Genomic DNA, 22,278 nt, shown 5'->3' with positions numbered 1-22,278 from the left:
AAGCAATTATTAGCCGCGCTCGCGGGTGACGCGGTTGACGCCGGCGACTTTGCGCACGTTGCGCAGCAGGCCCGCCAGGTGCACGCGGTCCTTGACCTGGATCGTGAAGCGCAGCTGGTGCAGGACGTGCTCGCTGTCTTCGTCCATTCCCACAAAGGTGATGTTGCCGTCCGATTCGCCGATTTCCGCCGCCACCCGCGCCAGGATGCCCTTCTCGTTGTTGATGAGCAGGCGGATGCGGCTGTCGAAGCGGCGGTTGAGCTCGCTGCCCCATTTCACGGGAATCCAGCGGTCCGGCTCCTTCTGGCGCTGGCGCTTGGCCACCGTGCAGTCGGCCGTGTGCACCTGCAGGCCCTGGTCGCGCCGCAGCTGGCCGATGATCTGGTCGCCCGGAATCGGCAGGCAGCAGGGCGCCAGCTGCACCGACACGCCTTCGCTGCCGTAGATGGTGACCGGGTCGAGATCGGCCGCGCTGTTGTGGTCCACCGGCACGCTGGCCGATTCGCCGCCCAGCAGGCCGAAAATGTGGCGCGCCACCAGGGCCGCCATGCGCTTGCCGATGCCGATGTCGGCGTACAGCTCGTCCATCGACTTCGCGCTCGATTCGTTGAGCAGCCTTTCCACCAGCGGCTCCGGCAGTTCGGGGTCGACGCCGATGCCGTTCAGCGCCTGCGTCAGCAGCTGCTGCCCCAGGCTGATGGATTCCGGCAGGTTGATGGTGCGCAGGTGGTGGCGGATTGCCGAGCGCGCCTTGCCTGTGCGCACGAAGCTGAGCCAGCTCGGGCTGGGCCGCGAGTTGTTGTCCGTGACGATTTCCACGATGTCGCCATTGCGCAGTTCCGTGCGCAGCGGCGCCGGTTCGCCGTTGATCGTCACCGATACGGTGTGATCGCCGATGCCCGTGTGGATGGCGTAGGCGAAGTCGATCGGCGTCGCCCCGCGCGGCATGGCGATGATCTTGGACTTCGGCGTGAACACGTACACCGAGTCCGGGAAGAGGTCGACCTTCACATGTTCCAGGAACTCGGCCGAATCGCCCGTCTGCTGCTGGATGTCGAGCAGGGACTGCAGCCAGGCGTGCGTGCGCTGCTGCATGTCCGACAGGTTGTTCTCGCCGTTCTTGTACAGCCAGTGCGCCGCCACGCCCGATTCGGCCGTGCGGTGCATCTCCTGGGTGCGGATCTGGAATTCCACCGGTGTGCCATACGGGCCGATGAGCGTGGTGTGCAGGGACTGGTAGCCGTTCAGCTTGCGGATGGCGATGTAGTCCTTGAACTTGCCCGGCATGGGCTTGTACAGCGAGTGCAGCGTGCCCAGCGCCACATAGCAGTTGGGGAAGCTGTCCACCACCACGCGGAAGCCGTACACGTCCAGCACCTGGGAGAAGGAGAGGTGCTTGGCCCGCATCTTCTTGTAGATGCCGTACAGCGTCTTCTCGCGGCCGTACACCTCGGCCGGAATGTTCGCCATCGACAGGGTGTTCTTCACCGAATCGAGAATCTTGCTGACCACTTCGCGCCGGTTGCCGCGCGCGGCCTTCACGGCTTTCGAGAGCACGTGGTAGCGCATGGGGTAGAGGTGGGCGAACGCCAGGTCCTGCAGCTCGCGGTAGATATTGTTCAGGCCCAGGCGGTGCGCAATGGGCACATACACTTCCATGGTCTCGCCCGCGATGCGCCGCTTCTTCGAGGGCGCCATCACGTCCAGCGTGCGCATATTGTGCAGGCGGTCGGCCAGCTTGATGAGGATGACCCGCACGTCCGAGGCCATGGCCAGCAGCATCTTGCGGAAGTTCTCCGCCTGCGCCTCGATCTGGCTCTGGAATTCGATCTTCTCCAGCTTGGAGAGGCCGTCCACGAGATGGGCCACCGGCGCGCCGAAGCGCTCGATCAGCTCATCCTTCTTGACGTCCTGGTCTTCCATCACATCGTGCAGCAGCGCGGCCATGATGGCCTGGGCGTCCAGCTTCCAGTCGGCGCAGATCTCGGCCACCGCGATGGGGTGGGAGATGTAGGGCTCGCCGGACTTGCGCACCTGGCCCAGGTGCATCTCGTCGGAGAAGCGGTAGGCTTCCTTGACCTTTTTCAGGTCCGCTTCCGACATGTACTCGGCCAGCTTTTCGCTGAGGTGGGTGATGGTGGCCACGCCCGCGGTCACGGTGGGGGCGGCAAGGGGAGAGGTGGAGATGGACGGCGCCGCAGGCGCGGCCGCTTCCGGCTTGGACTTCGCCGAACGGCGCGCCCGCGGGGCGGGCGCTTCGCTGATGCCGGGATCGGCTGGGGTCAGGTTCATGGCTGGTCGCAGTGACGTTGGTCGAGAACCTGTGACACGGTAAAAACGCTGATCGGGAACCCAGGTTCCCAGCTTACATTGGGACCTTTTTCAGCATTTCCAGACCGACCTTGCCGGCGGCGATCTCGCGCAGGGCCAGCACGGTGGGCTTGTCCTTGGCTTCGACTTTCGGGGTATGGCCTTGCAGCAGCTGGCGGGCGCGGTAGGTGGCGGCCAAGGTCAGCTGGAAGCGGTTCGGCACATTCTGCAGGCAATCTTCAATCGTAATACGGGCCATTTACAACTCCTGATGTCAATTCGGTATTTATTCGGCGGACGCGGCATGGATGCCCAGCTGGGCGAACAGTGCGGCGCTGCGGGCGGCTTGTTGCGCGAACCGGCAACGGGCCGATCGGACGATCGCGCTCAGCTCGGACAAGGCGACCGGAAACTCTTCATTGATAATAACATACTCGAACTCCGGCGCGTGGGCGATTTCGCCGCCCGCCGCCAGCAGGCGCCGGGTGATCACGTGCGGTTCGTCCTGGCCGCGCTTGTTGAGGCGCTCTTCCAGCGCGGCGATCGAGGGCGGCAGGATGAAGATGCCCGCCGCCTGCGGAAACTGCTTCTTGACCTGGCGCGCGCCCTGCCAGTCGATCTCCAGCAGAATGTCCGTGCCCGCCTTCATCTGCTCTTCCACGAAGATGCGCGAGGTGCCGTAGTAGTTGCCGTGCACTTCGGCCCACTCCAGGAATTCGCCCGCTTCCGCGCGGGCCACGAAGTCCTGCGGCGAGGTGAAGAAATACTCGCGGCCGTGCTGCTCGCCCGGACGGGGCGGGCGCGTCGTGGTGGAGATCGAGAGCTTGATGGACGGTTCCTGCGCCAGCAGGGCGTTCACCAGCGTCGATTTGCCGGCTCCGGAGGGAGCGGCCACCATGAACAGGCTGCCAGAGAAGTGTTGGCTCATAAGAAATAGTCGTTTTGCCTGGGCGAGGGCCCAAAGACGTATTTTACCAAGAGCAATCGCCAAATCCCACTCTTTGCTTGACGACTGGACCGACCGGTCTATAGAATGTTTTCATGAACAAAGCGCCCACCACCCGCGACCGCCTGGTCCACGCCATGATCCACACCCTGCAGCACAAAGGCCTGCATGGCGCGGGCCTGAGCGAGATCCTGGCCCAGGCCCAGGCGCCGAAGGGTGTGATGTACCACCATTTCCCCGGCGGGAAGAACGAGCTGGCCGTGGCGGCCATCGAAAGCACGGTGTCGTACCTCTGCTACAAGATGGACCAGTACGTGGAACGCGAGCAGGGCGATGCCGCCGCCGCGCTGCGCCTGTGGATCACCCGCGCCATGGAAGGCCTGTACAGCAGCCGCTTCGAGCAGGGCTGCCCGCTCGCGGCCGTGGCCCTGGAATCCACCGCGGCGGACGTGGAGCTGCGCCAGGCCCTGGCCGCAGGCTTTGCGGCCCTGCGCGCGCGCGTCGCGGCGGCCTTGCTCCAGATCGGCCATGCCCCGCGCCGCGCCGAGGGCCTCGCTGCGCTCATCATCTCCGCCTACGAAGGCGCGCTGCTGCAGTCGCGCGTGGCGCAGGACACCGCTCCCATGGAGCAGACCACCGAAACCCTGCTGTCCCTGATACGCAAGGAGTAAGCCATGAGCCAGATGCCGCCCGCTGCCCAGCAGCCCGAGAAACTCACTCTTCACGCGGCGGACGGCTATGCGCTGGCGGCCGTGCGCTACCGCGCGGAAGGCGCGGAGCGTGCGCGCATCGTGGTGGCAGGGGCCACGGGCGTGCCGCAGGGCTTCTACCGCCGCTTCGCCGAATACGCCGCGAAGCGCGGCTTCACCGTGCTCACCTTCGACTACCGCGGCATCGGCCAGTCCGCCCCCGCCAGCCTGCGCGGCTTCGGCGGCGATTTCCTGGACTGGGCACGGCTCGACCTCGCAGCGGCCGTGGAGGAGATGGCGCAGGCGGGCACGCCGCTGTACATGGTGGGCCATTCCTACGGCGGCCATGCTTTCGGCCTGCTGCCCAACCATCACAAGGTGAATGCGCTTTATACCTTCGCCACCGGCGCGGGCTGGCACGGCTGGATGCCGCTGGCCGAGCGCCTGCGCGTGCTCTTCATGTGGCGCGTGATGGGGCCGTTGATGACGCGCCGCCACGGCTTCCTGAGCTGGAGCCGTCTGGGCATGGGCGAGGACCTGCCGCTGCAGGTCTACCGGCAGTGGCGCAAATGGTGCGCCTATCCGCGCTACTTCTTCGACGATCCTTCCATGTCGCTGGTGACGGATGGCTTCAGCCGCGTGCAGGCGCCCATCATGGCCGCCAATGCGCGCGACGACCGCTGGGCGCCGCCCGCCTCGCGCGACGCCTTCATGGCGGGCTACCGCAACGCGCCCTGGTTCGGCGTGGACATCGATCCCGCGCGTTCAGGGCTGGGCAAACTTGGCCACATGGGCTACTTCCGCGCGCACGCCGAACCCTTGTGGCGTGCGGCCCTGGACTGGTTCGAAGGGGTGGGCGAAGCGCCGCGCCGGGGGCATCCGCCGGTATAATGCGGGCATCGCCCACACCCGAGGTAACGATTCATGACGCCGATGAAGCCTGCAGCGCTGGCTGCACTGATGCTGGCCTGCGCCTGCGCCCAGGCCGCCGATGGTCCTGTCATCAACCTCTACTCCTCGCGCCATTACCACACCGACCCCGCGCTCTACGAGAACTTCACGAAGCAGACCGGCATCGCCGTCAACCGCATCGAGGCGGGCGAGAACGAAGTGGTCGAACGCATCAGGAACGAGGGCCCAAGCAGCCCGGCGGACGTGCTGGTGACCGTGGACCTGGTGCGCCTGGCGCGCGCCAATGCGGAAGGCCTGCTGGCGCCCGTGCAGTCGGCGGTACTGAACGAACGCATTCCCGCCCATCTGCGCACGAACGACTGGTTTGCCTTTTCGGTGCGCACGCGCGTCATCGTGCATAACAAGTCGGTGAAGGCGGAGTGGGTGCAGAACTACGAAGACCTGTCCCATCCGCGCCTGAAGGGCAAGCTCTGTGTGCGCAACGGCGGCCATCCCTACAACATCTCGCTGGGCGCTTCCATGATCGAGCACAATGGCGAGAGGAAGACGGAGCAGTGGGCAAAGGGCGTGGTGGCCAATATGGCGCGTCCGCCGAAGGGCGGAGACCTGGACCAGGTGCGCGGCGTGGCGGGCGGCGAATGCGGCGTGGCCCTCACCAACTCCTACTACCTGGGCCGCCTGCTGCGCTCCGAGAAGCCGGAGGACCGCAAGCTGATGGAGAACATCGAGATCGTGTTCCCCAATCAGAAGAACTACGGCACGCACGTGAACGTGTCCGGCGCGGGCGTATTGAAGAACGCGCCCAACCGCGAGAACGCCATCAAGTTCCTGGAGTATCTGGCCTCGGACGAAGCGCAGGTGTATTTCGCGGACGGGAACAACGAGTGGCCGGCCGTGCCCACGGCGAAATCGGCCAATCCCGGCCTGGCGAAACTGGGCAGCTACAAAGGGGACAAAACGCCCCTGGGCCGCATCGCGAAACACCTCGACGCCGTGCCCGCGATCTACGAAGCGGCAGGCTGGAAGTAAAAAAGCGGCCCATCCGGCCGCTTTTTTTTATGTGCGCCCAGCATGGGCGTACTCCTGCGGGTGCAAGTCCCGCCGCGAGCTGACCACAGTGAGCGAAGCGCAACTGCGGAAGGGTAACCGACCGTGGGAAGGAAGCGTGGAGCGTAAATCATGAGCCGAGGAACACGAATCGCATAGAAGGCACTGCTGCTCAGGGCAAGCGGGCATAAAACCGCAAAGCTCTTGTGGTCAAAGGACGGTGGTGTAGATGCGGCGGTTGTGTGATGAAGGAGTGCGGCCCTTACCTGGGGACGCCCCGCTTTATGCCTGAAAGGGCGACGAAAAAAAAATCGGAGCGGGGTCTCAGCAGAGGTCATAGTAGCTGGAGGTAGCGCCGGGAAGGCTCGACTCCGCCACTGAAGGACCGAACGAGAAGGAGTGAGTCCGATATGCCGATGCAGCCAGCCATGCGTCAGATGCCCGTGCAAGCGGGGCGGGAGGCCGTAAGGCAAGGTGAAGCCTTGTCTGATGCTTTCAGCGACGAAGCGGAATGCCCGCGGCATGCCACCGGAAACACGGGGACAGCGCTGCTTGCTGCGGCGCTGACAACAGAGAACCTGCGGCGGGCGTTCAAGCGTGTGCGCGCCAACAAGGGAGCAGCTGGCGTCGATGGTCTGGACATCAACCAAACCTCTCATCATCTGGCGACCGCGTGGCCGGGCATACGCGAACAACTGCTGTCAGGGACGTACCGGCCCAGCCCGGTGCTCCGGGTGACGATCCCGAAACCGGACGGCGGTGAGCGCGAGCTTGGCATCCCGACGGTGACGGATCGCCTGATCCAGCAAGCACTCCTGCAGGTGCTGCAACCGATACTTGATCCCACCTTCAGCGAGCACAGCTACGGCTTCCGTCCGGGTAGGCGTGCGCAAGACGCGGTCTTAGCCGCCCAAGCGTATGTCCAGTCGGGCCTGCGAGTCGTGGTTGACGTTGACCTGTCGAAATTCTTCGATCGGGTCAATCATGACATCCTGATTGACCGTCTGCGCAAGCGCATTGAAGATGCCGGGGTCATCCGGCTGATCCGGGCCTATTTGAACAGCGGCATCATGGACCATGGCGTGGTGCTGGAACGGACTGATGGAGCGCCTCAAGGTGGCCCGCTCAGCCCGCTACTTGGCAACATCATGCTCGATGAGGTGGACAAGGAACTGGAGCGGCGCGGCCATCGCTTCGCGCGCTACGCCGACGATGCGAACGTCTACGTACGCAGCATCAAGGCGGGGCAGCGGGTGATGGCGCTGTTGCGGCGCTGTTATGCCAAGTTGCACCTCATGGTCAACGAAAGCAAAAGCGCGGTGGCCAGCGCCTTTGGTCGCAAGTTCCTCGGTTACAGTCTGTGGGTGGCACGCGGAGGCCAAGTGAAGCGCGCAGTGGCTCATAAGCCGCTGGCAGCCTTTAAACAACGCCTCCGGGAGCTCACCGGCCGCTCCGGCGGGCGCAGCATGGCGGAAGTGGTGGCAAAACTACGCATCTATATGCTGGGATGGAAGGGGTACTTCCACTTGGCGCAAACTCCGAAGATTTGGCGGAGACTCGATGAATGGCTGCGTCATAGGCTGCGGGCAATCCAGCTCAAGCACTGGAAACGCGGAACTACCATGTACCGGGAATTGGTCAAACTTGGGGCCGCGCCATCGGTGGCAAAACAGGTGGCGGCGAATAGCCGTCGCTGGTGGCGCAACAGTGACAGGCTGCTGAAAACCACCCTCACTATTGCCTACTTTGACCGCCTGGGTGTGCCTCGCCTTTCCTGACCTCAACTTCTTGAACCGCCCGGTGCGGACCCGCATGCCGGGTGGTGTGGCAGGGGATCGGTCAGTCAAACTGACCGCCCCTATGCCTATTCCAGGTTCTGCACCTGTTCGCGCATCTGCTCGATCAGGAGCTTGAGCTCCATCGACGCATCGGCCAGTTCCTTGACGGAAGCCTTGGCGCCCAGCGTGTTCGCTTCGCGGTTCAGCTCCTGCATCATGAAGTCCAGCCGCTTGCCGACCTGGCCGCCCTTCTTGAGGATATGGCGGGTTTCCGTCAGGTGGGCGGACAGGCGCCCCAGTTCCTCGGCCACATCGATACGGATGCCGTAGAGGATGACTTCCTGGCGAATGCGCTCCATTGCATCCTGGCGCGACAGGCTGCTGTTCGAGTTGCCCGCGGCAAGCCCGAGCGCTTCCTGCATGCGCTCCACGGCTTTCTGCTGGAACTGCGCCACCACCTGGGGAATCAGGGGCGTGATGCGCTTGACGATGCCTTCCATGGACTCGATGCGCGAGATGAGCATCGCTTCGAGCGCAGCGCCTTCGCGCTGGCGGCTGTTGACGAAAGCCTCCACGGTGCGCGCCATCAGCGCGCCCACGTCAGCCTGCAGCGTCTCCTGGCCGATCTGCGCCTCTTCCACCACGCCGGGCCAGCGCAGCAATTCGGCCACGGACATGGCCTGCGCGCCGGCAAAGTGCTTTCCCACCTCGGTCTGGAGGCGGGCCAGCTCGTTCAGCAGGGTGACGTTGAGGGCCTGGGTGCCGGCAGCTGCGGCCTTGCGGCCAAAGGAGAGGCGGATCTCCACCTTGCCGCGCGTGATGGCGGCCATGATGGCAGACCTTAAATCGGGTTCGAGTGCGCGCAGGTCGTCGTTGATGCGGAACTGAAGGTCAAGGAATCGCGAATTGACGCTCTTGATCTCGATAGTCAGAGTTCCCGCTGCGCTCTCGCTCGTGGCAACCGCGTAGCCTGTCATGCTGGAAATGCTCAATGGATATCCCCGATTTTGTCTTTACAATACATGGTTTTGTCCACACAATCCGGTTGTCGAGGCGAGGAACATATGGCTGCACAAAACAACGCCCCACTGCCGGATGGGCTGGAAATAGCTGGTTACCGCATTGTAAAGAAAATTGCGTCCGGTGGGTTCAGTATTGTCTACCTGGCCTATGACACGGACGGCAATGCGGTCGCCATCAAGGAATATTTACCAAGCGCGCTCGCATTACGTCAAGAGGGCGAATTGGTCCCTGTGGTGGAGAAATCCAAGCTTTCCGTCTTTAGAATAGGGCTGAAATGCTTTTTTGAAGAGGGTCGGGCCCTGGCCAGAATTTCTCACCCAAATGTTGTAAGAGTGTTGAATTTCTTCCGTGCGCACGATACCGTGTATATGGTGATGGCCTACGAATCGGGACATTCGCTTCAGGAGCATATTCAAAAACAGCACCAAAGAGGTGCAAACGTCGGCGAAAAATTCATTCGCCAAATATTCATGCAGACCCTGAACGGCCTGCGCGAAGTCCACGCGAACAAGCTGCTGCACCTGGACCTGAAGCCCGCGAACATCTATCTGCGGCGGGACGGCACGCCCATGCTGCTCGATTTCGGCGCCGCGCGCCAGACCGTGAACACGGACAGTCCCAAGCTCACGCCCATGTACACGCCCGGCTTCGCCGCACCCGAACTGTATTCCAAGACCGAAGCGCTCGGCCCCTGGACCGATGTGTACAGCATTGGCGCTTCCATCTTCTGCTGCATGACCGGCTCGCCGCCGCAGCCTGCGGACCAGCGCCGCAAGGAAGACAAGATGGAAGCCCACTTCACCAGGCTGGAAGGCGAGTATTCGCCCGAGCTGCTGCGCGTGGTGCGCTGGGCGCTGGAACTCGATCCGTTGGCGCGTCCGCAAAGCCTGTTCGCGCTGCAGAAGCTTCTGCGCCTGCCGGAAGTGGAGAGCGCGCCGCCGCCTGCGCCAAGCGCATTGGACAAGCTGCGCGGCCTGGTGCAGCGCATGGGCCTTGGCCGCAAGCCCGCGCCGGACACCTTGCAGGGCTGAGCCGATGCAGTTCTCCGTCTACCAGGAAAGCCAGATCGGCGGCCGCAAGGTCAACCAGGACCGCATGGGCTACAGCTACACGCGCGAGGCCCTGCTGCTGGTGCTGGCGGACGGCATGGGCGGGCATCTGCGCGGCGAGGCCGCCGCGGAGATCGCGTTAAAGACCTTCTCGGAGATGTTCCAGCAGCAGGCCAAGCCCTATGTGAAAGGGCCGGAGCGCTTTCTCGAAGAGGCCTGCATGGCCGCGCACCGCGGGATCCACAAGTACAGCGCCCTGGAGAACCTGCCGGACACGCCGCGCACCACCATCGTGGCTTGCCTCATCCAGCACAATATGGCGATCTGGGCGCACTGCGGCGATTCGCGCCTGTACTGGCTGCGCGGTGGCCAGCTCATGGCGCGCACGCGCGACCATTCGCATGTGGAGAAGATGATCGACCGGGGCCAGGTGCCCGCGTCGGCGCGCGCCAGCCATCCCGACCGCAACAAGCTGTATAGCTGCCTTGGCGCCTCCAGCCTGCCGCGCGTGGAAGTCTCCGGGCGCGCCAGCCTCCTGCCCGGCGACCAGATGTTATTATGCTCGGATGGCCTGTGGGCCATGGTGCCTGAAGAGCAAGTGCTGCACACCATGTCGGGCGAAACCATCGTGCGCGCGGTGCCGGACCTTGTGAAGGCGGCCCTGAAACGCGCGGGTGAGCACAGCGACAACGTCACGGCGCTGGCCATCATGTGGCAGGGCAGCGCGGTGGTGGACAGCATCGCCACGTCGACGATGGCCATGTCCACCATGGTGTCCACCGAGGCGATGCCGGAAGACGCGCCCAGCACCATCGTGCAGGGGAGCCCGGGCGACGCGGCCTTCAACGACGAAGACATTGAAAAGGCGATAGCGGAGATCCGCGGCGCCATCGAGAAATCATCCCAGCTACTCAAATAGGAAGAACATGAGCTTTGAATCCCGTCCCAGCGGCCGTGCGGTCGATGCGCTGCGCACCGTGCGCCTGACCCGCAACTACACCAAGCATGCCGAAGGCTCCGTGCTGATCGAATGCGGCGACACGAAAGTGATCTGCACCGCCAGCATCGAAGAGAAGGTGCCGGGCTTCCTGAAGGGCAAAGGGCAGGGCTGGATGACGGCGGAATACGGCATGCTGCCGCGCTCCACGCATTCGCGCATGGACCGCGAGGCGGCCAAGGGCAAGCAGAGCGGACGCACGCAGGAGATCCAGCGCCTGATCGGCCGCTCCCTGCGCGCCGCCTTCGACCTGCAGGCTTTCGGCGAGCGCACGCTGCACCTGGACTGCGACGTGATCCAGGCTGATGGCGGCACGCGTACCGCGTCCATCACCGGCGCCATGGTGGCGGCCTACGACGCCTTCAGCAAGCTGAAGGAGCGTGGCATGATCGAAGCGATCCCGGTCAAGCATTTCGTCGCGGCCATTTCCGTCGGCGTGTACAAGGGCATGCCCGTACTGGACCTCGACTACGTTGAAGATTCGGACTGCGATACCGACATGAACATCATCATGACGGACAGCGGCCACTTCGTGGAAGTGCAGGGCACCGCGGAAGGCGACGCCTTCGACCGCGCCACCATGAACCGCCTGCTCGACCTGGGCGACAGCGGCATCAAGCAGCTGGTCGCGCTGCAAAAGCAGGCACTGGAACTGTAAGCCATGACCCGGAAACTGGTGCTCGCCTCGAACAACGCGGGCAAACTCAAGGAATTCAACGAACTGCTCGCCACCGTGGACTTCAGCGCCCACCCGCAGGGCGAATTCGGCGTGCCGGAGGCGGAGGAGCCTTTCTTCACCTTCGTCGAGAACGCGCTGGCGAAAGCGCGCCATGCCTCCCGCCTCACGGGCCTGCCCGCACTGGCGGACGATTCCGGCGTCTGCGTCAACGCCCTGGGCGGCGCGCCCGGCGTATTCTCCGCGCGCTATGCGGGGGAACCGAAATCGGATGCTCGCAACAATGAGAAGCTCGTCGCGGAGCTGGCGAAGCATGAAGACAAGTCCGCCTACTACTACTGCGTGCTGGTGTTCGTGCGCCATGCGGACGACCCGCAGCCCGTGATTGCGGATGGCCGCTGGAACGGCGTCATGATGCCCGAGCCGCGCGGCGAGGGCGGCTTCGGCTACGATCCTTATTTCCATGTTCCGGAGCTGGGCAAGCGTGCCGCCGAGCTGTCGAAGGAAGAGAAGAACCGCCTGTCCCATCGCGGCCAGGCCTTGCGCGCATTGGTAGAGAAGCTGAAATGATCCCCATCAAACCTGCCGGCAGCAAGCCCGCCGGCACGCGCAGCATCGACAGCGCCGCAGGCGTGGCGATGCAGTACCTGCAGCCCGGTGCACTGAACCTGTCCGCGCTGCCGCCGCTGTCCCTGTACATCCACTGGCCCTGGTGCGTGCGCAAATGTCCGTACTGCGACTTCAATTCGCACGAGGCGAAAGGCGAGGTGCCCGAGCAGGCCTACCTTGACGCGCTCCGCCGCGATCTGGAAATGGCGCTGCCTCTCATCTGGGGCCGCAAGATCTATACGGTCTTCATCGGCGGCGGTACACCGAGCCTGATGTCCGCGGCCGCGCTGGATCGGCTCATGTCCGACCTGCGCTCGCTGCTGCCGCTGGACGGTGCGGCCGAGATCACGATGGAAGCAAACCCCGGCACATTCGAGGCGGAGAAGTTCCGCTCCTACCGCGCCAGCGGCATCAACCGGCTGTCCATCGGCATCCAGAGCTTCAACGAGCAGCACCTGAAGGCCCTGGGCCGCATCCACGGCAGCGGCGAAGCGCGCCGCGCCGTCGAGATCGCGCAGGCGAACTTCGACAACTTCAACCTGGACCTGATGTACGCCCTGCCATCGCAGACGCTGGGGGAGGCGCGCACGGACCTGGAAACGGCGTTGTCCTTCAAGCCGCCGCACCTGTCGCTCTACCATCTCACGATGGAGCCGAATACCGTCTTCGCCAAATACCCGCCGCAGCTGCCGGACGACGACACCAGCGCCGACATGCAGGACCTGATCGCGGAGATGACAGCGGCGGCGGGCTACGGCCACTACGAGGTATCCGCCTACGCCCAGCCGGGCCATCAGGCGCGCCACAACCTGAACTACTGGCAGTTCGGAGATTACCTTGGCATCGGGGCGGGGGCTCACTCCAAGCTCTCCTTCCCGCACCGCGTGCTGCGGCAGGCGCGCTACAAGCAGCCCAGGAGCTATATGGAGCAGGTGGCGGCGGGCAATCCTGTGCAGGAAGAGCACGAGATCGGACGCGGCGACATGGGATTCGAGTTCATGCTGAACGCACTGCGGCTGCAGGACGGCTTCGCCCCCAACCTCTTTGCCGAGCGAACCGGCCTGGCGATGAACGTGATCGAGAAGCAGCTGCAGGCGGCGGAAGCCAAGGGGCTGCTCTACCTCGACCACCAAGTGATCCGCCCCACGGAGCTGGGCCACCGCTTCCTCAACGACCTCCAGCAGATGTTCCTGGGTTGATTAGAACGAGACGCAGGGGACGGACCCTGCTTTCGGCATAGCCGAAACCAGGGTCTGTCCCCGGTGCCCGAGTCCGCCACCGAACACAGTCAGAAACTTCCCGCCAGCTTCAAATCCGGCTTCTCCACCCACCGCGCGAGTGCCTCCGCCATGCGCTCGCTCTCGCCAATGGCGAAGTTCCAGTCGCGGATGCGCGCCTGATGATTCTGGCCATAGTGCTTGAAGTCCGAGCGGTCAGGCAGCTTGCCGTTCGGCAGGCGCGCGACAAATGAGGCCGAAGGCGACACCAGCACCACATTTTCCACCGCCGCATCGCGCGCACGGCGCCAAGGCATGGACTTGTCCAGCCACCCCGGAACGATATGGTCGGTAAAGTGCGGATACATGACCAGCTCTTCGCTGCGCTGGTAGGGCAGGTGCAGGTGGTAGTCGATCAAGCCCCCGTCCCAGTACGCGCCGTCTGGCGCGCCTGCAATGCCCGTCACCGCTTCCAGCACCAGTGGAATTGAGCCGGATGCCAGCAGCGCATCGCGCAGGTTTTCTTCCGACAGATTCACGAAAGTGGATGCAAAGGCATCGAAGCCCTTCCGCAGCCAGGCCGCATCGTCGCGCGCATCGTGGAAGACCACGCGCTCCATCGCCTTTGCCAGCCGCGCGCGCGACATGGTATTTCCAACGGCCGCCAGCAGGAAACCCGCCATCTCGCGCCAGCGCACACCGCGCGTGGCAGCCAGCGGCCCGATGCCGCGCGCGGTGATGATGGACAGCCGGTAGTCCGGATTGCATAGCGGCTCCGAGCCGCGTCCGTCCAGCACCTCGTCGAGCAGCCCACGGCAGGTGCGGCTGACATAGGCCGCGTCGATCTTCGCAGGATAGGTCTGGTGGGAATAGTGATACGCGAGGCGGCGCAGCGCCGCCACGGGATCGTGGAAGGCCGCAGCCGCCATACGCCAGGCGCCGATGGAAGCGCCCACCAGGCGGCGCTCGCGCGGCGCCTGCTTCAGCCAGTCGCCGAACATCCAGCAATCGATGCCGCTGAGGATCAGGCCTTTCGGTCCGCCCGCAGCGGCGGGAACGATGGCGATATCGGCTGCCTGCAGGCCTTCGGCCGCAATGCGCTGCCGCGCCCGCGGACCGAGGCGGATGCTGATGGGCGAGTCCATTGCGCTACTTCAGGCCTCCGCCCAGCGCGCGGTACAGGTCGATGGCGCTGGTGGTGCGCAGCAGGCGGGCCTGCACCAGCTGCTGTTCGGCCGTGAACAGTTCGCGCTGCGCGTCCAGCACGTCGAGCGAACTCGCCACGCCGTTCTCGAAGCGCAGCTGCAGCAGGCGCAGGCGGTCGGCCTGCGCATCCTGGATCGCCCGCTGGGCCGCCACCTGGCCGCCCAGATAGGTGCGCGCCGCCAGCGCATCGGCCACCTCGCGGAACGCCACCTGAATGGTTTTCTCGTAATCGGCCACCGCAATGTTCTTGCGCACTTCGGCCAGGTTCAGGTTCGCCACATTGCGGCCGCCCTGGAAGATCGGCAGCGTCAATTGCGGCACGAAGGACCATGTGCCGTTGCCGCCGTCGAACAGGCCGGAGAACTCGGGGCTCGCGCTGCCGATGGCGGCCGTGAGCGAAATGCGCGGGAAGAAGGCTGCGCGGGCAGCGCCGATATTGGCGTTGGCCGCCTTCAGGCGCTGTTCCGCAGCCCGGATATCCGGACGGCGCGCCAGCAGGTCGGAAGGCAGCCCGGCGGGGACGGCGCTCATGGCATCGATCTGCGCATCCGTTGCCATCACGCCGCTTGCCGCCTGGGCAGGCGGGGCGCCGACCAGCAGCGTCAGCGCGTTCTCGGCCTGCGCGCGCTGGCGGGCCAGGGCGAGGGCGGATGCACGCGCCGTTTCCATCAGCGTTTCGTTGGAACGCAGGTCCAGGCGGGAGGACGCGCCCACTTCCACACGCTGCTGCGTCAGTTCGTAGGTGCGGCGGCGAGCCTCGTAGGTGCGCTGGGCCAGCGAGTACTGCTCGGCGTAGGCGCGCTCGGTGAAGTAGGCTTTCGCCACTTCGGCCACAATGCCGATCTGCGCCGCCTGGCGCGCTTCGTCGCTTGCCAGGTATGTTGCCAGGGCCGCATCGCTCAGGCTCTTCACGCGGCCGAAGAAGTCCAGCTCGAAGGAAGGGATGGACAGCCCGGCATCGAAACGCCCGCCGGTGATGGACTGGCCGGTGCCGTTGACGAAGCCCGGCGTCTTGCCGCGTGTTTCGGAAAGGTTGGCGTTGACGCTGGGCAGGCGGTCGGCGCGCTGGATATTGTAGGCGGCGCGCGCCTCCTCGATGCGCAATGCGGCGGTGCGCAGGTCGCGGTTGTTCTCCAGCGCCGTGGCGATCAGCTGCTGCAGCCGCTCGTCGGCGAAGAATTCACGCCAGCCGGTATCGACAGCGGCCCGCGCATCGGCCGCAGGCGGCACGGTCCCTGTGGCGCCAGCAGCGGGCGCATTGGCGGGGAACTCGGCTGCCACAGGGGCGGCTGGGCGTTCGTAGACAGGCGCCATCGAGCACGCGGACAGCAGGCCCGCCGCGAGCAGGACGGCGGCAGTGGATCGGAGAGTCGGTTTCGTCGTCGTCATTGCTTGGTCTCCGGCAGGTCGAGTTCATGCGCTGCCAGGCGGCGCTGGCGTTCGCTGCCCTTGAAGATGCGGCGCACCACCACGAAGAATACGGGGACAAGGAATACGGCCAGCACGGTCGCTGTGATCATGCCACCCATTACGCCCGTGCCGATGGCGCGCTGGCTTGCCGAACCGGCGCCGCTTGCCACCACGAGCGGCAGCACGCCGAGAATGAAGGCCAGGGAGGTCATGATGATCGGGCGGAAGCGCAGGTGCACCGCTTCCAGCGTCGCCTCGATCAGGCCCATGCCCTGGGCCTGCAGGTCCTTGGCGAACTCGATGATCAGGATCGCGTTCTTCGCGGAGAGGCCGATAATGGCGATCAGGCCCACCTTGAAGTACACGTCGTTCGGCAGCTCGCGCAGGTGGGCGCCGAGCAGGGCGCCCAGCACGCCGAGCGGCACCACCAGCAGCACGGCCACCGGGATCGACTCGCTCTCGTACAGGGCTGCCAGCACAAGGAAGGCCGCGAGCATGGACAGGGCGAACAGCGCAGGCGCCTGCGCGCCCGAGGTGCGTTCCTCCAGCGACTGCCCGGTCCATTCGATGCCGAAGCCCGGCGGCAGCTGGGCCGCCAGCCGTTCAAGCTCCTCCATCGCCTCGCCCGTGCTGTGGCCAGGCGCCGCGTCGCCGCTGAGCTTGATGGCGGGGTAGCCGTTATAGCGCACCAGCTGCACGGGGCCATTGACCCAGTGCGAGCGGACGAAGGAGGCGAAGGGCACCATATTGCCCGTCGTCGCGCTCTTCACGTTCAGGCGCAGGATGTCCTCCGGCTGCATGCGGCGGGTCTGGTCTGCCTGCACAATCACGCGCTGCTGGCGGTTGCTGCTGTTGAAGTCATTCACATACGAGGAGCCCAGGGCGACGGACAGCGTGGAATTGATGTCGGCAAAGGTCACGCCCAGGGCATTGGCCTTTTCGCGGTCGATATCGATCTGCAGCTGCGGCGCGTCTTCCAGGCCCTCGGGACGCAGGCCCTTGATGATGGAGCTCTTGCCGGCCATGCCCAGCAGCTGGTTGCGTGCGTTGATCAGCGCTTCATGGCCCAGCGAGCTGCGGTCCTGCAGGCGCGCCGTGATGCCGGTTGCGTTGCCCAGTTCCCGGATCGGCGGAGGGCTCAGCGGGAACACGATGGCATCAGGGATGCCGGACAGGGCGCCGAAGGCCGCGCCGGCAATCGCAGTCGCCGACTGGTCCTTGCCGCGCTCCTTCCAGTCCTTCAGCGGCACGAACACGAGGCCCGCGTTCTGGCCATTGCCCGAGAAGCTGAAGCCTGCGACGGCAATGGTGCGCGCCACGCCTGGCTGCTTGCGGAAATACTCGTCCACCTTCGCCAGCACGGCCTCGGTGCGGCTGCGCGAGGCGCCGGGCGGAAGCTGGACGTTCGTCACGATGTAACCCTGGTCCTCGTTCGGCAGGAAGGAGGAAGGCAGGCGCACGTACAGCCACGCCACAATGCCCAGCAGGGCCACGAAGATCAGCATGAAGCGCCCGGTGCGGGTGACGATCTTCGCGACGGTGCCCTGGTAGCCGCGTGCGGTGCGTGCAAAGCCGCGGTTGAACCAGCCGAAGAAGCCGCGCTTCTCGTGATGGTGGCCCGCTTCCACCGGTTTGAGCATGGTGGCGCACAGGGCCGGGGTAAGGGACAGCGCCATGAGCGCCGAGAACACCATGGCCGACACCATCGACAGCGAGAACTGGCGGTAGATGGCGCCCACGGCGCCGCCGAAGAAGGCCATGGGAATGAACACCGCGATCAGCACCAGGGTAATGCCGACGATGGCCCCCGTAATCTGCGACATGGCCTTGCGCGTCGCCTCGCGCGGCGACAGGCCTTCCTCGCTCATGATGCGTTCCACGTTCTCCACCACCACAATGGCGTCGTCTACGAGGATACCGATGGCCAGCACCATGCCGAACATGGTGAGCACGTTGATGGAGTAGCCGAACATCTGCATGGCGGCGAAGGTGCCCATGAGGGCCACCGGCACCACGATGGTCGGAATCAGAGTGTAGCGGAAGTTCTGGAGGAAGAGATACATCACCAGGAACACCAGCAGCACCGCTTCGAGCAGGGTCTTCACCACTTCCTCGATGGAGATCTTTACGAACAGCGAAGTATCGTATGGCACGGTGTATTTCAGGCCGGGCGGGAAGTACTTGGACAGCTCCTCCATCTTTGCCTTCACCAGGTTGGCCGTCGCCAGCGCATTGCCGGTGAGGGACTGCTGCACGGCGATGGCCACGAAGGGCTGGCCGTTCAGGCGCGCGCTGATGTTGTAGTTGGCGCCGCCCAGCTCCAGGCGCGCCACATCCTTCAGGCGCACGGTGGAGCCATTGGGATTCGCGCGCAGCACGATATCGCCGAACTGTTCCAGCGACGTGAGCTGGCCGGTCACCACCACGGGCGCCTGGAAGGTCTGCGAGGCGGGATTGGGCAGGTCGCCGATGGTGCCGGATGCCACCTGCGCGTTCTGCGCGCGGATCGCCGCCGTCACGTCGTTCATATTGAGCTTGTAGCCCGTGAGCTTGTTCGGATCGAGCCATACGCGCAGCGCGCGCTCGGTGCCGAAGAGCTGGGCCTGGCCCACGCCCGGCAGGCGCTTGATCTCGTTGACGACGTTGCGGGCCATGTAGTCGCCAATGGCGTTCGGGTCCATCTTGCCGTCGGTGGAGTAAAGGCCCACGAACATGAGGATGTTCGAACGCGCCTTGTTCACCTGCACGCCCTGCTGCGTCACCGCCTGCGGCAGGCGCGATTCCACGCGCTTGATGCGGTTCTGCACGTCCACGGCCGCCAGGTCGGGATTGGTGCCGGGCACGAAGGTCACGGTGATGGTCACGCCGCCGCTTGCATCGCTTTGCGACTCGACGTACTGAAGCCCGTCCGCGCCGTTCATCTCCTGTTCGATCACGCTGGTGACGGCGTCGTCCAGCACCTGGGCGGTGGCGCCGGGATAGTTGGCGTTGATGACGATGGACGGCGGTGCGATGGTGGGGTACTGCGCCACCGGCAGCATGGTGATCGACAGTGCCCCACCCAGCAGGATGAAGAGCGCGATCACCCATGCGAACACGGGGCGGTCAATGAAGAATTTTGCCATCGATGCTGTCCTTTACTTGGCCGCCGCGGGCGCGGTGGCGGGAGCTGCCGGTTTCCATGCCACCGGCGTCACAGGAGCGCCCGGCTTGGCTTTCTGGAAGCCCTCGACGATGATGCGTTCCCCGCCTTTCAGGCCCGAACTCACCACCCAGTTGTTGCCTTCGGAAGCCTCGGCCTTCACCGGCTGCGCGCTGACCTTGTTGTCCGGGCCCACGATCAGCACCGAGGAGCCTTCCGCGCCGCGCACGATGGCCTGCTGCGGCACCGTGATGGCCGCCTCGTTCACGCCCTGTTCCAGGCGTGCGCGCACATACATGCCTGGCAGCAGGGTGCGTTTCGGGTTCGGGAACTCGGCGCGCAGGGAAACGGAGCCCGTGCTCTCGTCCACGGCCACGTCGGAGAACAGCAGTTTGCCCGTGGCGGGATACTGCTGGCCGTCCTCGGTAATCAGCGTCACGCGCGCCTGGTCCTTGCCCGCGCTTTTCAGCTTGCCGCTCGCCAGCGCTTCGCGCAGGCGCAGCAGCTCGGTGGAGGACTGGGTCATGGTCACATAGATAGGGTCCAGCTGCTGCACCGTGGCCATGGGCGTCGCTTCGCCCTGGCCCACCAGCGCCCCCTCGGTCACGAGCGCGCGGCCCACGCGGCCGGAGATGGGCGAGGTCACCGTGGCATAGCCCAGCGTCAGGCCCGCATTGGTGCGGGCGGCGCGGGCATTCGCCAGGTCGGCGGCCGCCTGCTTCTGCGCCGTCACCGCGTCGTCATATTCCTGCTGGCTCACGGCCTGCGCCGCCAGCAGGGGCTTGTAGCGCTTCGCCTTGAGCTCCGCCTGCGCCAGGTTCGCTTCCGCCTTGGAGACGGCCGCCTGGGCGCTCTCGAAGCTCGCCTGGAACTGCGCCGGGTCGATTCGGAACAAAACCTGTCCCGCCTTCACGTCGCTGCCTTCCTCGAATACCCGTTTGAGCACGATGCCCGCGGTCCGTGCGCGCACCTGGGCGATGCGGTAAGCCTCCACGCGGCCCGGCAGCTCATCGGTTACGGCGACGGAGCCGGGAGCAACGGTAATGACGGAAACGGTGGGGGGAGGCGGTGCCGGAGGAGGAGCGTCTTTCTTGCCGCAAGCCGCCATGAGCGACAGGGTGATGACTGCGAATGCAAGGGAAGTGTGACGAGGTACAGATCTCATGGATGTCTCGTTTCTGCGTTGGGTTGGGACAGGTGCGGGACATTGTATATCACTGTCATTTGTAACGTTTTGTATAGACAAGCTGCTAAAAATGGCAATAAAAAAAGGGAGCCGAAGCTCCCTTTTTTGTGTGCGTGGCGGGCGATTACTTCATGCCGGCGATGATCTGCTTCAGCTTTCCGGAGTCGGCGAAGAAGGCGCGGATGCCCTCGGCCAGCTTCTCGGTCGCCATGGCGTCCTCGTTGAGCATGAAGCGGAAGGTTTTCTCGTCCACCGCAATCTTGCTCATGCCGGTAGCGCAGGAATCGGCGGCGGCCAGCTTGCGTTCGGCGGGCCCTTGGGTATCGGCCAGCTTTTGCAGCAGGTCGGGGCTGATGGTGAGCAGGTCGCAGCCTGCGAGTTCCAGAATCTGGCTGGTGTTGCGGAAGCTGGCGCCCATCACCTCGGTCTTGTACCCGAACTTGCGGTAGTAGTTGTAGATGCGCTTCACGGACTGCACGCCCGGATCTTCCGCGCCCTGGTAGTCGATGCCGGTGGACTTCTTGTACCAGTCGTAGATGCGGCCGACGAAGGGGGAAATCAGCTGGACGCCCGCTTCGGCGCAGGCAATGGCCTGGGGCAGGCAGAACAGCAGCGTCAGATTGCAGTGAATGCCTTCCTTCTCCAGGATCTCGGCGGCCTTGATGCCTTCCCAGGTCGAGGCGATCTTGATCAGGACGCGCTCGCGCGGAATGCCCGCCTTCTCGTACAGGGCGATCAGCTCGCGGCCCTTGGCCACGTTGCCCGCCACGTCGAAGGACAGGGCGGCGTCGATCTCGGTGGACACGCGGCCCGGAATGATCTTCAGGATCTCGGTGCCGAAGGCGATCAGCAGGTGGTCGATGATCTCGCCGGTGGAGGCGCTCGGGTTGTCCCGCACGGCCTTTTCCAGCAGGGGCTTGTATTCGTCCTTCTGCACGGCCTTCAGGATCAGCGAGGGGTTGGTGGTCGCGTCGCGCGGGGTGTAGGCTTTGATCGACTGGAAGTCGCCGGTGTCGGCGACGACGGTGGTGTACTGCTTGAGCTGTTCGAGTTGGTTCATTTTGCGGCCGGGTGCAAAGGTTGGGGACGAAACCGCTATTGTACCGCGAGGCCCGGATTTCATGGTGTTTGGGACAGCCGCCCGCGCACGAAGGCGATCGCCGCGCGCACGGCGGGCGACACGCTGTCGCGGTGAGGGTAGACCGCATACAGCGGCCAGTCCGGCCCCCGCACCTGGGGCAGGATATGAACGAGGCGGCCGGCGCGCACGTCCTCCTGCACGTCCAGCCGGGACTTGCAGGCGATGCCCAGACCATCCACCGCCCAGGCGCGCACCACGCCGCCGTCGTCCGCCACGCGGTTGCCGCTGACGGTGATTTCGGTGAGGCCGCCCGCCCCACGGAAGCGCCAGATATTCGTGCGCAGCTGGTTCAGGTTGTGCAGCAGGCAGTTGTGCTGGCGCAGGGCATCCAGGGTCTTCGGCGTTCCATGCAGCTTGATATAGGCGGGGGAGGCGACGAGGATGCGCTCATTGGCTGCCATTTCCTGTGCGATGAGGGTGGAGTCGTCCTGCCTGCCGTAGCGGAAGGCCAGATCGAAGGGATCGCGAAACAGGTCGCTGCGGTAGTCCGAGCATTGCAGGGTCAGGCCCAGCTGCGGATGCGCCGTTTGAAAGGCGTCCAGCCATGGGCGCAGCACATTGCGGCCCCAGTCGGCAGGCGCCGAAATGCGCAGCTGGCCGTGCAGGGCCTTGCGGCTGTCGTTCAGGGCAGCTTCGCCATCCGCCAGCACCTGCAGCGCGCTGGCGCAATAGTCGCGGAAAAGCTCGCCCTGCTGCGTGAGCCGCATGCTGCGCGTGGTGCGCTCGAACAGGCGGCAGTCCAGCTGCCTTTCGATGCGTTTCAGGCTCGCGCTGGCGGTCGCGGGCAACAGGCCAAGGTCGCGCGCGGCGGCGGAGAGATTGCCCGTTTCGGCAATGCGCAGGAAGAGTTTCAGGTCGGGAAGCTGATACATCGATTATCAAATGAGATTTGATGGTCAATCAATTATGGATGTGTTTATCTAATATGGCAAAGCTTTCA

The 22,278-nt window shown here is 64.8% G+C and carries 19 protein-coding genes; 9 read left to right on the top strand and 10 right to left on the bottom strand.

Annotation, left to right across the window (positions count from 1 at the left end; genetic code table 11):
• Positions 1-9: 9 nt before the first annotated feature.
• The 3 genes from LSQ66_RS15505 to gmk all read right to left on the bottom strand — a co-directional run bounded on the left by LSQ66_RS15505 (position 10) and on the right by gmk (position 3,238).
• Positions 10-2,292 (bottom strand): RelA/SpoT family protein, encoded by a 2,283-nt coding sequence (locus tag LSQ66_RS15505; protein WP_231766099.1) that lies wholly within the window; start codon positions 2,290-2,292, stop codon positions 10-12.
• Positions 2,293-2,365: 73 nt separating this feature from the next.
• Positions 2,366-2,569 carry a DNA-directed RNA polymerase subunit omega gene (rpoZ, locus tag LSQ66_RS15500; RefSeq protein WP_107143459.1) on the bottom strand — a complete coding sequence of 68 codons (204 nt, stop codon included), beginning with the start codon at positions 2,567-2,569 and terminating at the stop codon, positions 2,366-2,368.
• A gap of 27 nt (positions 2,570-2,596) precedes the next feature.
• Positions 2,597-3,238, bottom strand: coding sequence for a guanylate kinase (gmk, locus tag LSQ66_RS15495; protein WP_231766098.1), 642 nt, complete (start codon positions 3,236-3,238; stop codon positions 2,597-2,599).
• A 113-nt stretch (positions 3,239-3,351) separates the two neighbouring features.
• Here gmk and LSQ66_RS15490 point away from each other — a divergent pair, with 113 nt between their 5' ends.
• The 4 genes from LSQ66_RS15490 (at position 3,352) to ltrA (ending at position 7,682) form a co-directional block, all read left to right on the top strand.
• Complete coding sequence (locus LSQ66_RS15490) at positions 3,352-3,927, top strand: TetR/AcrR family transcriptional regulator (protein WP_231766097.1); 576 nt, start codon at positions 3,352-3,354, stop codon at positions 3,925-3,927.
• A 3-nt stretch (positions 3,928-3,930) separates the two neighbouring features.
• Positions 3,931-4,836 (top strand): alpha/beta hydrolase family protein, encoded by a 906-nt coding sequence (locus LSQ66_RS15485; RefSeq protein WP_231766096.1) that lies wholly within the window; start codon positions 3,931-3,933, stop codon positions 4,834-4,836.
• Positions 4,837-4,869: 33 nt separating this feature from the next.
• A complete protein-coding gene (locus tag LSQ66_RS15480) occupies positions 4,870-5,886 on the top strand; it encodes an extracellular solute-binding protein (protein WP_231766095.1) in 1,017 nt (338 codons plus the stop codon).
• A 428-nt stretch (positions 5,887-6,314) separates the two neighbouring features.
• Positions 6,315-7,682 carry a group II intron reverse transcriptase/maturase gene (ltrA, locus tag LSQ66_RS15475; RefSeq protein WP_231766094.1) on the top strand — a complete coding sequence of 456 codons (1,368 nt, stop codon included), beginning with the start codon at positions 6,315-6,317 and terminating at the stop codon, positions 7,680-7,682.
• An 86-nt stretch (positions 7,683-7,768) separates the two neighbouring features.
• On the opposite strand, the gene LSQ66_RS15470 is transcribed toward ltrA, so the two are convergent.
• Positions 7,769-8,659 (bottom strand): YicC/YloC family endoribonuclease, encoded by an 891-nt coding sequence (locus LSQ66_RS15470; RefSeq protein WP_231770122.1) that lies wholly within the window; start codon positions 8,657-8,659, stop codon positions 7,769-7,771.
• 87 nt (positions 8,660-8,746) lie between these two features.
• Here LSQ66_RS15470 and LSQ66_RS15465 point away from each other — a divergent pair, with 87 nt between their 5' ends.
• Genes LSQ66_RS15465 through hemW form a run of 5 tightly spaced genes read left to right on the top strand, consistent with a single transcriptional unit; the run spans position 8,747 to position 13,235 of the window.
• Positions 8,747-9,736: a serine/threonine protein kinase gene (locus LSQ66_RS15465; RefSeq protein ID WP_231770121.1), complete on the top strand. Its 990-nt coding sequence runs from the start codon at positions 8,747-8,749 to the stop codon at positions 9,734-9,736.
• 4 nt (positions 9,737-9,740) lie between these two features.
• Positions 9,741-10,673: a PP2C family protein-serine/threonine phosphatase gene (locus LSQ66_RS15460; RefSeq protein ID WP_231766093.1), complete on the top strand. Its 933-nt coding sequence runs from the start codon at positions 9,741-9,743 to the stop codon at positions 10,671-10,673.
• A 7-nt stretch (positions 10,674-10,680) separates the two neighbouring features.
• The gene (gene rph / locus LSQ66_RS15455; protein WP_231766092.1) at positions 10,681-11,409 is read left to right on the top strand and encodes a ribonuclease PH; all 729 of its coding nucleotides are present in this window, start codon (positions 10,681-10,683) and stop codon (positions 11,407-11,409) included.
• 3 nt (positions 11,410-11,412) lie between these two features.
• Entirely contained in the window at positions 11,413-11,997 is a 585-nt protein-coding gene (gene rdgB, locus LSQ66_RS15450; RefSeq protein WP_231766091.1) for an RdgB/HAM1 family non-canonical purine NTP pyrophosphatase, read from the top strand.
• Entirely contained in the window at positions 11,994-13,235 is a 1,242-nt protein-coding gene (gene hemW, locus LSQ66_RS15445; RefSeq protein WP_231766090.1) for a radical SAM family heme chaperone HemW, read from the top strand. Before rdgB ends, hemW begins: the two co-directional genes overlap by 4 nt.
• Positions 13,236-13,324: 89 nt before the next feature.
• On the opposite strand, the gene LSQ66_RS15440 is transcribed toward hemW, so the two are convergent.
• The 6 genes from LSQ66_RS15440 to LSQ66_RS15415 all read right to left on the bottom strand — a co-directional run bounded on the left by LSQ66_RS15440 (position 13,325) and on the right by LSQ66_RS15415 (position 22,210).
• Positions 13,325-14,398: a patatin-like phospholipase domain-containing protein gene (locus LSQ66_RS15440; RefSeq protein ID WP_231766089.1), complete on the bottom strand. Its 1,074-nt coding sequence runs from the start codon at positions 14,396-14,398 to the stop codon at positions 13,325-13,327.
• 4 nt (positions 14,399-14,402) lie between these two features.
• Positions 14,403-15,848, bottom strand: a complete 1,446-nt coding sequence (locus LSQ66_RS15435) for an efflux transporter outer membrane subunit (protein WP_231766088.1) — start codon at positions 15,846-15,848, stop codon at positions 14,403-14,405.
• Positions 15,845-18,994, bottom strand: coding sequence for an efflux RND transporter permease subunit (locus LSQ66_RS15430; protein WP_231766087.1), 3,150 nt, complete (start codon positions 18,992-18,994; stop codon positions 15,845-15,847). The genes LSQ66_RS15435 and LSQ66_RS15430 overlap by 4 nt, the downstream gene beginning before the upstream one ends.
• A gap of 12 nt (positions 18,995-19,006) precedes the next feature.
• Complete coding sequence (locus tag LSQ66_RS15425; RefSeq protein ID WP_231766086.1) at positions 19,007-20,176, bottom strand: efflux RND transporter periplasmic adaptor subunit; 1,170 nt, start codon at positions 20,174-20,176, stop codon at positions 19,007-19,009.
• Positions 20,177-20,321: 145 nt separating this feature from the next.
• The gene (gene tal, locus LSQ66_RS15420) at positions 20,322-21,257 is read right to left on the bottom strand and encodes a transaldolase (RefSeq protein ID WP_231766085.1); all 936 of its coding nucleotides are present in this window, start codon (positions 21,255-21,257) and stop codon (positions 20,322-20,324) included.
• Positions 21,258-21,316: 59 nt separating this feature from the next.
• Positions 21,317-22,210, bottom strand: coding sequence for a LysR family transcriptional regulator (locus LSQ66_RS15415; RefSeq protein WP_231766084.1), 894 nt, complete (start codon positions 22,208-22,210; stop codon positions 21,317-21,319).
• Between the last annotated feature and the right edge of the window lie 68 nt (positions 22,211-22,278).

Origin of the sequence: Massilia endophytica, assembly GCF_021165955.1 — a bacterium.
Taxonomy (GTDB): Bacteria; Pseudomonadota; Gammaproteobacteria; order Burkholderiales; family Burkholderiaceae_D; genus Rugamonas; species Rugamonas endophytica.
This window is presented reverse-complemented; position numbering and strand designations above follow the sequence as displayed.